Here is a 13246-nt window from a genome sequence, read left to right on the forward strand (position 1 = left end):
TGAAGCAATATTGCTTCATCCTTTTTCATTAAAATTGAAGGCAAAGATAACTTAATGTACCAAGCTCGTAGCTACGGTGAATGACCGTACCGTCGTTCTCACCACTACCCATCGCGATAAATAGAGGAACAAAATGTTCCGCTCTTGGTACAGCTAATTGTACATGAGGAGCATTTCTTTCCCAGTTAAACAATGCATCTTTATCGCTAGTATGCATATGATTTATAATCCAATCATCAAATTCAATCGCCCATTGTTCCGGAGTTGTTTCATTCCATTTTAATGCTCGTAAATTATGAACAGTAACTCCGCTGCCGATTACTAAAATATCTTCTTGTCCAAGTCCTTTTAGTGCTTCTCCAATTTCAAATTGTTCTTTTGCAGGAAGGAATGGATTTACTGATATTTGTACGACAGGAATATTGGCTTCTGGGTACATACGATGCAGGAGTGTCCATGAACCATGATCTAAACCTCTCGTCATATTATGATGGACTGGAATGCCTTTGTTTTTAAATTTTGTTTCTAGCATAGACGCAGTGCTAGAAGAGCCTTTCGCATGATATTTGATTTCGTATAACTCAGGAGGAAAACCTCCAAAGTCATAAATTGTTTCATATACTTCATCTGAAGAGGAGATCGTTAATACTTCACTTTCCCAGTGAGCGGTAAAAATAACAATAGCTTTCGGTTTATATGTTTCTCCAAGTGTCTTTAAAAAGCGTGTATAGTCTGTATCTTGAATAGCAAGCATAGGTGATCCATGTGCTAAAAATAGTGAGGGCATCATGATTAAAACCTCCTAAAAATATATTAATTACTTTATGTAAGTAACTATATAATTTTATTTTAAATTCGTCAAGATAATAGTTTAATATGTAATCGGAAAAATAGATCATTTGTCATAATGAAAGCAATTGCATATAATACATAATAAGAATAATGAATGTTTATTCATTATAAAAAAAGATATACATAATAGATTTGGAGGCTGTCGGAATGAGCATACAGGAAAATTTCGTTACGGCATTGGATAAATCGGAAATTTACTTGCGTAAATGGTTACCAGAAGGAAATCCGCGGGGAATTGTTCAAATTGCACATGGTATGACAGAACATGCAGGTGTTTATACAGAATTTATTGATGCTTTATTAGAAGCAGGATATGGTGTTTATGCTCATGATCATAAAGGGCATGGAAAAACAGTGAAAAGGGAAGAAGACTATGGTCATTTTGAACCAAATGTAGGTTGGAATCAGGCTGTGTCTGATGTTATCTTTGTTTCGGAAATGATAAAAGAAGAGCAGACATGCCCGTTATTTTTACTTGGACATAGTATGGGTTCTTTTTTATCAAGACGTGCTGTACAACTTAAAGGTGAATTATATGATGGATTCCTTATTTCAGGAACTGGTGGAAATCCAGGGCTTTTAGGAAGTATCGGTCATAAAGTAGCGACAATTGAGATGAAACTTCGCGGAAAGAAAACGAAAAGTCCGATGCTGAACTTCTTATCTTTCGGAAACTTCAACTCACACTTTAAGCCAAATCGTACGAAATTTGATTGGTTATCTTCAGATATTCATCAAGTTGATAAGTATATTGCGGATCCGTTATGTGGATTCATTTGCACGACTAGTTTTTACCGAGAATTGTTTCATGGAGTTCTAGAAGTAAATAAAATAGAAGAATACAAGAAGACACCAAAAAATCTTCCAATACATATATTCTCTGGTGATCGTGATCCTGTTGGGGATATGGGGAAAGGTGTAAAAGAAGTATACGAAAACTATAAAAAATGTGGTGTGAAAGATGTAACACTTCGTTTATATGAAAATGGTAGACATGAAATGTTCCATGAAGTGAATAGAGAAGATGTATTTCAAGATTTGATTTCATGGTTAGATGAGCATATTGTATAAGAAGAAACCTCACTTCATGCTGAAGTGAGGTTTTTTGAAAAATTGGAGGATTGATTATGAGTGAATTTGTAAATAAAGAATATGTAGAAATAGATTTTCAAGATGTCTGGATAAAAGACGAGGAATTGAAAAATTGTACCTTTATAAAATGCCGTTTTAGAGGGATAGATGCATCAGAAGTTTTTACTAAAAATTGTAATTTCATAGAATGTGATTTTACTGGTACTCTTTTTAATGCTTCTATCCATCAAGGAACTACGTTTGCTAATTGTAGGTTTTTTGGTGCGAATTTATTTGTATCTAAGTTTGAAGAATGTAAAATGACTGGTTCGGATTTCGAAGAGGCGAATTTAGACGGAATAACAATTATATCAGGCGATTGGTCATATACGAATTTAAGGTTTGCGAACTTAAGTAAACAAATGTTAAAGGGTATTCGTTTAATTGAAGCTGACTTATATGAATGTAATTTAGAAAAAGCAGACTTACGTGAAGCAGATTTAACGGGCGCACAATTAGGCAAGGTAAAACTTAGCGGAGCAGATTTAAGAGGAGCTGTAGTTGATAGAGTTGATTTTAAAGCTTTTGATTTAAAAAACGTGAAATTAGATATAGCGCAGGCGGTTGCAGTTGCGAGATGTTATGGAGCAAAGGTGAATTAAATCATTTGTAACACCGTTCAATATATTGAACGGTGTTACAAATAGTAATGATTTTTAAAGATTGCCTTTTACCGCTTTTATAATATGATGTGTGAAATTGCTAATGTCAGGAGATGCTGAATATGGATAGCATAAAGATTAAACAACTATATGAAGCATTAAGAAAATCTTGGTCAATAGAAACGAGTTCTAAGTGGACGAGCGAAAGCCCAGCAAAGGGACAATGTGGTGTAACGGCCCTTATTGTCCAAGAATTGTGCGGGGGAGAGATAATAAAGACGAAGATAGGTGAAGTATGGCATTTCTACAATAAAGTAGATGGGAAAAGGTATGATTTTACTAGGACCCAATTTCATGAAACATTAAACTATATGGACATGAAGTCGAGCCGTGAAGAAGCATTTGCAGATACAAATGAAAAACAATATAGCATTTTGAAGGAAAAGACAACGAAAGAATTAAAATTATCTTTTGACTCTTAATCTTCAATAAGTTACTATAATGGTGGTAACTAATTAAAGGGAACTTCATAGAGTTGAAAGGGGAAATACTTTTGAAAACAACTTATGTAAACGCTACAATTGCAACGATGAATGAACAAAATGAAGTGATAGAAAATGGATATATCATTGTAGAAAATGATCAAATTATAGATGTAAATAGCGGAGAATTCGCTAACGATTTTGAAGTAGATGAAGTAATTGACATGAAAGGAAAGTGGGTTTTACCAGGGCTTGTCAATACACATACACATGTTGTTATGAGCCTTTTGAGAGGTATCGGAGATGATATGTTATTGCAGCCATGGCTTGAGACGAGAATTTGGCCACTTGAAAGTCAGTTTACGCCAGAGCTTGCGGTCGCTAGCACGGAATTAGGATTACTTGAAATGGTGAAAAGTGGTACAACATCATTCTCTGATATGTTTAATCCTATTGGAGTAGACCAAGATGCAATTATGGAAACGGTATCAAGGAGTGGAATGCGTGCTGCTGTTTCAAGAACTTTATTTAGCTTCGGAACGAAAGACGATGAAAAGAAAGCAATTGAAGAAGCTGAGAAATATGTGAAGCGTTACTATAACGAAAGTGGTATGTTAACTACGATGGTTGCACCGCATAGTCCATATACATGTTCCACAGAACTGTTAGAAGAGTGTGCTCGTATTGCAGTAGAAAATCAAACGATGGTTCATATTCATCTTTCTGAAACAGAGCGTGAAGTACGTGATATTGAAGCACAGTATGGGAAGCGTCCAGTAGAATATGCAGCAAGTTGCGGATTGTTTAAACGCCCAACAGTTATTGCGCACGGTGTAGTATTAAATGAAAATGAGCGTGCATTTTTAGCAGAACATGATGTTCGAGTAGCTCATAACCCAAATAGTAATTTAAAACTAGGTTCTGGTATAGCGAATGTAAAAGCGATGCTAGAAGCAGGAATAAAAGTAGGAATTGCAACAGATAGTGTGGCGTCTAACAACAATTTAGATATGTTTGAAGAAATGCGTATAGCGACTTTATTACAAAAAGGTATTCATCAAGATGCAACAGCGCTACCAGTTGAAACAGCTCTTACACTTGCGACTAAAGGAGCTGCGGAAGTAATTGGTATGAAACAAACGGGATCACTTGAGGTTGGTAAGTGTGCTGATTTTATTACGATTGATCCATCTAATAAGCCACATTTACAACCGGCAGATGAAGTGTTATCACATCTTGTGTATGCAGCTAGTGGAAAAGATATAAGCGATGTAATTATTAATGGTAAACGTGTCGTTTGGAATGGTGAATGTAAAACATTAGATGAAGAGCGTATTATATTTGAAGCAAGTCGTTATAAACGAGGTTTACAAAGATAGGTATTTCAGGCTGTGGAGAAAGTCTTCTCCACAGTCTATTTTTGTGCCTTTCCCTTTTTTTCGTCAGTGTTGACACATAAAAAGAAGTTGTTTCGTGGTTGTAATGAAAATGGGCAAAGAATAGGTATAAGTGCCCCCCTTTTTTTATATTACGTGGTAAATTAATCGAAATAAGGTTAATTAAGGAGAATGATGAAATGATGATTTTTGCTCCGATTGGATTGGGTGTATTTGTAGGTGCAATTGTAATATTGTTAACTGTTTTTTTTAGAAAACAGACAGATTCTAGGGGAATAAAAAATGTTCCAGGTATTGTAGGGACATTCGCTGCATTGTATCTGTTTTATAAAGGTTTTTTTGAAGTGAGAGGGTTTGAAGGTGCAGCTTATGGTGTTATCTCCATAACGCTAATTATATTTTCCTTAATTTCAATAACAATAGCGAATAAGGGGAAAGGCGCAGTAAGTTAAATATGAAGATACCTGCCTTTTTATACCATTCAACATCATTTTTGTGGTCAGGAAGATATTCAACATAATAAATAAACATAAGGATGTCCTGTTTTTTTTGTAATTTAGTCGGAATTTCAAAGACAAATTAATATTTTAGTAACGATTTCTTCTGAACTTCTTTTCATGTGTTAACACTGATAAAAAAAGAGAGATTTCTTAGGATGGTGCTTTAAAAATCATTGTGACGAACGTGTATCTGTTTCTGTAGAAGAGTTAGTTCCGAAAGAACATTTCCTTCATACAATTGAGGCAACAATTAGTTTTGATTTTATTAAGGAAAAGCTATCCTTTTTTAAAAGGATAGCTTTTTTCTTGAACGAATAAATATTCAAAAGAATGTCGCATCTTTCTATTGGTATTTCTGCTACAATATGGGCTGTATTAGGAGATAGGATAGTATTACATCACTAAATTATGCAGACATTCCTTATTGGAAAGTGATTAGTAATGCTAATAATATAATTACTATGGTATTTCGGGGTTTCGTATAGCAGTGTGGGAAGGACACGACCGGCCAATTTGTACAAGATATGCAAACATGACCGATGACGCAGATATCATTACTGTTTTCGGAGGTACAAATGATTAAGGGAATACGGTTACACTGGGAACAATAAACAGTGTAGATACAGGTGCTTTTTACGGAGCATTGAACGTCCTGTGTGCAGGTTAAAAAGTAAAGTTGGCTTCAAAGGCATCGCCAAAAAGGTGGTGCTTTTTCTTTTGAGTGGAGTGGAAACCCAATTAGGTACAGCACTTGGAGGTAATAGTGCTATTGGTGAAGCGACAATTTTTTATCGGAAATGAGTTGCTTTCACTTTTAGAAAACGCTGGTCGTATGGGAATTCCGCTACCTTCAGCACTAACGAATGCAGTTGAAATTTTAGGTGGCAAGAGCAATAAGACAAGTTCTGAATATGATAATAAGAAAGGAGATGTTGAATAATGACACGTTATAGTTTACACGGAGGGCACAACAGTATTGTACAAGGGGCTAATTCCGGAAATCGAAAAGAGCATATTATGGACCGTCAGGTGAAAGATGCGGTGGCAGCTAAGTTAAGAGCTTTAGGACACACAGTCTATGATGATACAGACGAAGTAGGAAGCACTCAAGCGCAAAATTTAAATAATATCGTTCGTAATAGTAATTCCCATAATGTGGATTTGGTTGTTTCTTTTCATCTTAATTCAAGTGATGGGAATGGGCAGGGTGTGGAAGTTCTGTATTATGATCAGAAAGAGCTGGCGGCTAAAATCTCAGCTCAACTAGCAAAAGATATTGGATGGCGTGATCGTGGTGCGAAACAACGTACTGATTTAGCCGTATTGAATGGAACTAAAGCACCAGCTATTCTTATCGAATTAGGATTCATCGATAACGAATCCGACATGGCTAAATGGAATGTTGATAAAATCGCAAATTCTATCGTATATGCTCTAACGGGACAAACTGTTGGGGATGGTGGAGGAAACGGCGGTTCTAATGGTGGATATCAATATGTTAAGTCTGGTGAATTCGGGACAAACTATCTAAATGAAGCGATTCAAGCTATGGTTGAACGAGGAACAAAGGGAAAAGTTGTTGTTAATCCATTAACAGGTCTTGCTTATATCCAAACTGAGGTATTGCCTAATTCAGAACTAGATAAAATCACTTGGTGGATGGATACTCGACCAGGTGGTAAGTGGTGGTATGAATATATTAAAGTGAATTAATAATTTTTTAACAAAAGAATAGTTTGGTGCCAAAAAATAAAAGTCGTTAATTACGGCTTTTATTTTTATTTTTGAGGATGAGCTATCTCCATTCTCTTTTATTCTTTTTTCGTGTTCTTTCTTTATTTCATCTGGAATGATGATTTCAATGTTATCACGTATTTTTTATATTCCTGATGTGAAATTTCGTGACGAAGAAGGGATACTTCATGGAGTCGAAGTAGATCGGTCACAGAAAATGAAAGTGAATGAAGAGAAGTTAAAAAAGTATGAAGAGTTCACACAAATATATAAGCAGAAATATAACGGGAAGATGCCAGTCATGAATTTCTTTACAGTCACAAAATACAGCGGGGAAAACTGGAAGAGTTAGCAGCTAAGTATGATGTGTTTGTGAAAGTGTATGTAATAGAAGAAATATAAAAAGCGTTAACAAATTTGCAAACGAACTTGCTAACAAATTTGCAAACGAACTTGCTAACACCTATACGAAATAGACATAAAATATCGCTGATACGTCGCTAAATAAAATGAGAATAATTAACGACTAATAATGAATAATGGTTTATTATAATGGAAGCAACAAAATATAACGTTTTATAATATTTTATATTTAAGGAGAGCAATTCATGAAGCGAAAAAAGAGCCGTTTAATGGTAATGGCACTTGTTACATCTTTATTTTTAACAGCTTGTAATAATAAAGCGAATAAAAGTGATGTAGAAGCTAAAAAACAAGTGTTAAATGTAACAGTATCAGAAGAAATTCCTTCCCTTGATACTACGAAAACGATGGATGGTACATCAGCACACGTTATGCAAAACATATTTGAAGGATTGTATGTGATAGATGATCAAGATAATCCAACTCCCGCTATAGCAAAATCGTTTGAAAGAAGTAAAAATGGTAAAAAATATACATTTGATTTGCGTAAAGATGCAAAATGGTCAAATGGAGACAGTGTAACAGCCAATGATTTTATGTTTGCGTGGAGACGGGCGGTAAGTCATGAAACAGCGTCTCAATATGCGTATATGCTCTTTTACGTGAAAAATGCGAAAGAGATAAATAAGGGAACAATGCCTCTTGATGAACTTGGGGTTAAAGTTATAAATGATTATAGGTTAGAAGTGGAACTAGAACAGCCAATTCCGTATTTTTTACAGTTGTTAGCATTACCTATATACTTACCACAGCACGAATCATTTTTAAAAGAACAAGGAAAGAATTATGCATTGGAACCTAGTAATCTCATATATAACGGTCCATTTGTATTAGAGAAGTGGAAGCATGAACAAGAATTTCAATTAAAGAAAAATGATACATATTGGGATAAAAAGAAAGTGAAATTAGAAGAAATAAACTTTCAAATTGTGAAGGATACAATGACAGCAGTAAATTTATATGAAGCTGGCGATTTGGATCGAGTACCAATTAATTCTCAATTTGTAGACAAGTATAAAGGGAATAAGCAATTGCATATGTCGAGCGATCCTGGAATTGCTATGCTCCGTTTTAATGAAAAAAATAATGCGTTAGCAAATAAGAAAGTGCGTCAGTCTATCTCATTAGCGTTAAATAAAGAAGATTTTGTAGCTCACTTTATTAATAACGGGGCAAAACCTGCAAGTGGACTTGTACCAGTTGGTCATATAAATGAAGCGACTGACAAAGATTTTAGAAAAGAAAACGGAGATATTTCTCCATACGACTTACAAAAAGCGAAAAAGATTTGGGAAGAGGCGAAAAAAGAACTTGGAGTAGAACAAATAAAACTCGAGTTTTTAACGTTTGAACAAGATAACGCAAAACGTATGGCGGAATATATAAAAGGTGACTTAGAGAAGAATTTGCATGGATTAACGATACAAATTAAACAACAGCCATTTAAGCAAAAATTACAATTAGAACAAACAGGAGATTACGATATATCTATGGCAAATTGGGGACCTGACTATAAAGACCCAATTAGTTATTTAGAACTATTTACGACGGGTAATCCGAATAACAAAATGAATTATTCTAACCTTCACTACGATGAATTAATAAAGAAAGCGAAAAATGATTTTGTACTAGATCCGGAGAAACGATGGGAAGCGTTGGTAGAAGCTGAGCAGGTCTTATTAGAAGACGCTGCTGTGGCACCGCTGTATCATATTGGCTCAGCTTATGTACAAAAGGATTATGTAAAAGGAATTGAAAAACATCAATTTGGTGGTGTTTATACTTATAAGAATGCTTATATCGCTAATGAATAAATACAAAAAACCTTACTTTTTAAAAGTAAGGTTTTTTTAGAGAGGGCAGGGAAATCCTTTGGTGGTGTTCCCAGCATATAAAGAAGATAAATGCAAAATTGTAGTTACGCATTCATAAGAAGTTGCAAAAAATCAAAAACAAAAACGGAAAGTTTTTTCGATTTGTTTAAAAATTGAATGTAGTTTCTATTCTTTGTAGGGGTGTAATATCGGAAAAAGAAGAATAGAAATATAGCATACATGGAATAAGAGAATGCAGTACAGATCAGCATACAAGCATTCTCTTTCTGTAACTGCGTTTATTTTTAATTATATGAAAAAAATATTAGATTATATATTTTGTCCTTGGTATACTTAAAAGGTAATTTGGGGTATTAAGATGAATTGATAGAGGTGTTTGTGTGGAATTATTTGAGTATTATAAAAAAAGGGGACGGTTTAAGTGTTTAATTGGGACAGGGATTTTTCTCTTTGGATTATATTGTCTGTATAATAGTTGGGGTGATGTTAATTGGGGAGAAATAATATTTATGGTTATAGCTTCGTTTGTTTTTGGGGGAATTGGATTTTGGCAATTAAGAAAAGGGAACTTATTAAAAGAGAATATAGCTAAAAATGATTTGAAGTTTTGGGATATTGATACTTATGTTTTACTAGAATTACCTCAAAATAATAAACATTACGGTTTATATACTCCCGATGGGGCCTATATAGTAGGAACAACTATGATTTCAACTGATATAATTTCTTCAAAATTACCTTTTTTAAAAAACAAGCAAGTTATTGGGTTGGAAGCAAGGGATGGGGAAATTCTTGCATATTTTCATAGTGAAGTTGAAAACTATGATTGGGCTATTTATGACTCAAATTATAATTGTGTAGGTATGTTTAAAGAAAATATGATACAAGGATTTGGAATGGTACGTGGTTCTTTAATGAATGAAAAAAAGATAAAACTTTCTGAAGTAGAAGTTGAATTTGATTTTTTCGAAACTTCTTTTCGTACAATGGATAATCGGATATTAATAAACTGTAAAAGAGGATATATGCCTTTGGAATGGAGCGAAAGATTCGGATTAAATGTACCTATTATTAAATTAGGTAATAATGTTTCTAATGCTGAAAAGATATTTGGTTTAGGGGTTCTTTTCTACATTTTAGAAACAATTAAAGTAAGAAAAAGTAGGGTTTTTAATGATTAGGATTAAAAATTTGTGTTATGAAATTTTTTGAATGCGTTATTGGGATAGGGGGATATTCATGGGGAATATACAAGTTAGACCGGAAGAATTGAGGAGAATTGCAAAGAATTTTAAATATGCTAGTATAATTTCTTTTTGAATCATGAAGATATCTCTAGTGTGTTACATCTTGGTTTTATTAATGAAACAGAATTAGAGTTTCAAAAATTATTTAAAAAAGAAATTGAAGAAAAGCAGTGATTCTTTTAAGGTGTTGGTGTTTTTGAAATAGTTAAAGAATGAATCTTAATTCATATACATAAAAAAGGAGGATTTCTATGAAATCATTACGTTTATTTATGATTCTCACTCTTGTCGTATTGTTAAGCGCGTGCAATACAGCAACACAAGTTACAAAGGTTCAAAAAAATGGCGAAACGACTTTAAAAATTGGTTCCCTGCAAGGGTATTACGATGTGCAAACGCTTAAAGCTGAAAAAGGAAATGTGGAAATTCCTTATGAAGCAGCCGTTGAAGAAGGTACGATTTTATTGCAAGTTACAAAAGATGATAAGGTTATTTATGAAGAAGAAGTCACTTCTCAAAAGGAAGGTTTGCTTTCTTTTGAAGCGCCAAAATCCGGATCATATGATTTAATTGTACGCGTGAAGGGTGAAAAAGAGAAAGCAAAAGAAATTCAAATACATACTAAGCTATGAAAAAACGGCAAGTGGAGTGCACCCGCTTGCCGTTTCCATTTTCAGTTGATTCTGTTACAACATATGTTTATGAAGTGATCCGCTGAGTCCTGATGTTTATTCCGCCGAAATTCCTGATGAAGTTAAAATAAGAGATGAACAAAAGAATGTGTTACAAACTTGGCATGTTAGTAACGAAATTGATAACTCTCTTTTACATGATAAAAAGACTGGGTTTGATACATTTGTATTTGAAAGAGATGTAGATGGTAAAAAGCAAGTAGTAGCACTCAGGGGGACATAAGGTGATGATCTTTTTGGAGAAGGTGTCCCAGACCTTACTACAGATATTGATTATATATGGGGGTAAATAAGTTGAAAAACATTGAAGTTCTAAATAAATACATTGAAGGGTTTTCTGATGATCTCCCTACGTGGTTAAAGCATCTAATCGAGGCAGAGGAGATACATCAAAACTATGAGAATGTACAAGTACTTGGTGAATTAAAAACAGATGCGGTGTTGTACTATGTACACCGTACGCTGCAAGTGTTAGATGGATTGTCTTTAGATGAAGAAGCGTATCGCATTATTGAAAAAGTACTAACGTATAGTGAGCTTGCAAAGGTAGGCTCTTTAAAACAGCGGGAGCAATGGAAGAAAAACGGGATTAACCTATTGGTACATAACGAGGGTTCTGCTGATATCTTTAGTAATATTCAGTTTATCGAACGTATAGAGACAAACTTAAACTCTACAGAGTATTTATTTGTTCGAGATTTAATTAGAACACATGGATTAATCGGGCAGTATATCCGCGGGGAGGCTCGTTTAGATTCTCATGTTGATTTGATTAACACGTATAAAGAAGAGTACGGAGACGCTAGGTTAAAGGAGATTCTATACTATCTTAACCAATGTATTATTGAGGGCGTATCAAAATCCTTGTGGAGTGAAGTAAAGAACGATGTGAAGATTACAATTGATGGTCTGTTTGATGGTTATGTGGAGCCATTTACTTCTCGCATACATAGACTCACGCCAAAACATAAGGAGTCAGCATTTGAAAAAGATATAATTATGGGGAGCGAGAAGAGTGGTGTTCAAACCTTCTTATCTGATAAGGATTTGTGGTATGTAGAACCGTCTATGCATGCTCTTAGCTTCGAGGATATCTGGACAGTTTTTGTTATGTTAAAGAACGAGATAGGCACTGGAAAGGTTCAGCATATCCATTTCGAGAAATTGATGCAGCAGTTGCACTATGATTTCAAAGGCGAGAAGAAGGACAACGTGTATCGTAAGCGGGTTATTGAGAAGTATCTACGGGAGTACCGTGAGAACGAGAAGCCGAATACAACACATGTTTCTTTTGAGGTTAAAGTCGATGAAGATATGAAGACTGCGTATGTGTCGTTTCAGTTTTCTGCTGTAGGTGAAGCGTTAATCATCTTCTGTGTAGAGGCAGAAAAGATAGATATGATGCATGCTCGGGCAAATGTACTGCTCTTTGATTTCTTCGGGTTACGAAAGGATGCATATGATAGATTCCATAACGAAGAAGTGTATTTGGAGCATATGAATAGTTCGGCTGATGATAAACGAATTATTCTTGATTATATAAAGGGAGATACGATTGTAGATGTCGGATCCGGTGGTGGTGTTATGCTAGACATGATTGAAGAAGAGACCGAGGATAAACGAATCTACGGTATCGATATTTCCGAAAATGTGATTGATACGTTGAAAAAGAAGAAACAGGACGAAAGTCGTTCTTGGGACGTCATTAAAGGGGATGCTATCAACTTAGGTAGCTCGTTTGATAAAGAATCGGTTGATACGATTGTGTATTCTTCTATCCTTCATGAGCTGTTCTCTTATATTGAGTATGAAGGTAAGAAATTCAATCATGAAGTAATCAAAAAGGGGTTACAGAGTGCTTACGAGGTGATAAAGCCAGGAGGTCGTATTATCATTCGTGATGGCATCATGACTGAAGATAAAATGTTAATGCGTGTGATTCATTTTAAAGATGCAGGTGGAATGAAGTTCTTAGAGCAGTATGTCCGTGAATTTAAGGGGCGTATAATCCAGTATGAGGTACTTGCAGACAATACAGTCAAAATGCCTGTTAACGATGCGATGGAGTTCTTATATACGTATACATGGGGTGAGGATTCCTTCGTTCACGAGGTGCAAGAGCAGTTTGGAATCTTTACGCCAAACGACTATCAGGATTTCGTAAAGGGTATCTTTGGAGATAAAGTAAACATCGTTCAAGCTATGAACTATTTACAGGATGGATATACACAACATCTTAGCGAGAAAATCGATTTTAAAGATGAGTCTGGGAATGCGGTTGTGCTACCGGATAGTACGTTCTTTATGGTTTTAGAAAAGAGGTAATGATATTGAAAACTTATAAAAAGTTT

The 13246-nt window shown here is 34.8% G+C and carries 12 protein-coding genes and 3 pseudogenes; 14 read left to right on the top strand and 1 reads right to left on the bottom strand.

What is annotated here, in order from left to right:
- Positions 1 to 28: 28 nt before the first annotated feature.
- Positions 29 to 790, bottom strand: a complete 762-nt coding sequence (locus QCI77_RS09280) for a DODA-type extradiol aromatic ring-opening family dioxygenase (protein ID WP_113769373.1) — start codon at positions 788 to 790, stop codon at positions 29 to 31.
- Between the two features lie 209 nt (positions 791 to 999).
- On the opposite strand from QCI77_RS09280, the gene QCI77_RS09285 reads away from it, so the two are divergent.
- From QCI77_RS09285 to QCI77_RS09345, 14 genes and pseudogenes are all read left to right on the top strand, one after another.
- Positions 1000 to 1923 carry an alpha/beta fold hydrolase gene (locus QCI77_RS09285; RefSeq protein ID WP_002086283.1) on the top strand — a complete coding sequence of 308 codons (924 nt, stop codon included), beginning with the start codon at positions 1000 to 1002 and terminating at the stop codon, positions 1921 to 1923.
- Between the two features lie 56 nt (positions 1924 to 1979).
- Positions 1980 to 2585: a pentapeptide repeat-containing protein gene (locus tag QCI77_RS09290; protein ID WP_002031189.1), complete on the top strand. Its 606-nt coding sequence runs from the start codon at positions 1980 to 1982 to the stop codon at positions 2583 to 2585.
- 122 nt (positions 2586 to 2707) lie between these two features.
- Positions 2708 to 3067 (top strand): YunG family protein, encoded by a 360-nt coding sequence (locus QCI77_RS09295; protein ID WP_002086281.1) that lies wholly within the window; start codon positions 2708 to 2710, stop codon positions 3065 to 3067.
- A 53-nt stretch (positions 3068 to 3120) separates the two neighbouring features.
- Complete coding sequence (locus QCI77_RS09300) at positions 3121 to 4446, top strand: bifunctional S-methyl-5'-thioadenosine deaminase/S-adenosylhomocysteine deaminase (protein WP_002141279.1); 1326 nt, start codon at positions 3121 to 3123, stop codon at positions 4444 to 4446.
- A 197-nt stretch (positions 4447 to 4643) separates the two neighbouring features.
- On the top strand, positions 4644 to 4916 hold the full coding sequence (locus tag QCI77_RS09305; RefSeq protein ID WP_353824800.1) for a hypothetical protein: 273 nt from the start codon (positions 4644 to 4646) through the stop codon (positions 4914 to 4916).
- A 711-nt stretch (positions 4917 to 5627) separates the two neighbouring features.
- A pseudogene (locus tag QCI77_RS09310) lies at positions 5628 to 5904 on the top strand (phage holin family protein); the annotation flags it as partial.
- Positions 5904 to 6413, top strand: a pseudogene (locus QCI77_RS09315) (N-acetylmuramoyl-L-alanine amidase); the annotation flags it as partial. The pseudogenes QCI77_RS09310 and QCI77_RS09315, both read left to right, overlap by 1 nt.
- Before the next feature lie 99 nt (positions 6414 to 6512).
- Complete coding sequence (locus QCI77_RS30915) at positions 6513 to 6677, top strand: N-acetylmuramoyl-L-alanine amidase C-terminal domain-containing protein (protein ID WP_369811979.1); 165 nt, start codon at positions 6513 to 6515, stop codon at positions 6675 to 6677.
- 169 nt (positions 6678 to 6846) lie between these two features.
- Positions 6847 to 7100, top strand: a pseudogene (locus QCI77_RS09320) (replication-relaxation family protein); the annotation flags it as partial.
- A 206-nt stretch (positions 7101 to 7306) separates the two neighbouring features.
- Complete coding sequence (locus tag QCI77_RS09325; RefSeq protein ID WP_353824801.1) at positions 7307 to 8935, top strand: peptide ABC transporter substrate-binding protein; 1629 nt, start codon at positions 7307 to 7309, stop codon at positions 8933 to 8935.
- 401 nt (positions 8936 to 9336) lie between these two features.
- On the top strand, positions 9337 to 10137 hold the full coding sequence (locus QCI77_RS09330) for an ABC transporter ATP-binding protein (RefSeq protein ID WP_353824802.1): 801 nt from the start codon (positions 9337 to 9339) through the stop codon (positions 10135 to 10137).
- Positions 10138 to 10454: 317 nt separating this feature from the next.
- On the top strand, positions 10455 to 10835 hold the full coding sequence (locus QCI77_RS09335; protein WP_002031172.1) for a BA_1872 family lipoprotein: 381 nt from the start codon (positions 10455 to 10457) through the stop codon (positions 10833 to 10835).
- Positions 10836 to 10983: 148 nt separating this feature from the next.
- Positions 10984 to 11118, top strand: a complete 135-nt coding sequence (locus QCI77_RS09340) for a hypothetical protein (RefSeq protein WP_012260740.1) — start codon at positions 10984 to 10986, stop codon at positions 11116 to 11118.
- A gap of 56 nt (positions 11119 to 11174) precedes the next feature.
- A complete protein-coding gene (locus QCI77_RS09345) occupies positions 11175 to 13220 on the top strand; it encodes a class I SAM-dependent methyltransferase (RefSeq protein ID WP_353824803.1) in 2046 nt (681 codons plus the stop codon).
- The last annotated feature ends 26 nt before the right edge of the window (positions 13221 to 13246 follow it).

This window comes from Bacillus cereus group sp. MG9 (assembly GCF_040459995.1).
Classification (GTDB): domain Bacteria; phylum Bacillota; class Bacilli; order Bacillales; family Bacillaceae_G; genus Bacillus_A; species Bacillus_A mycoides.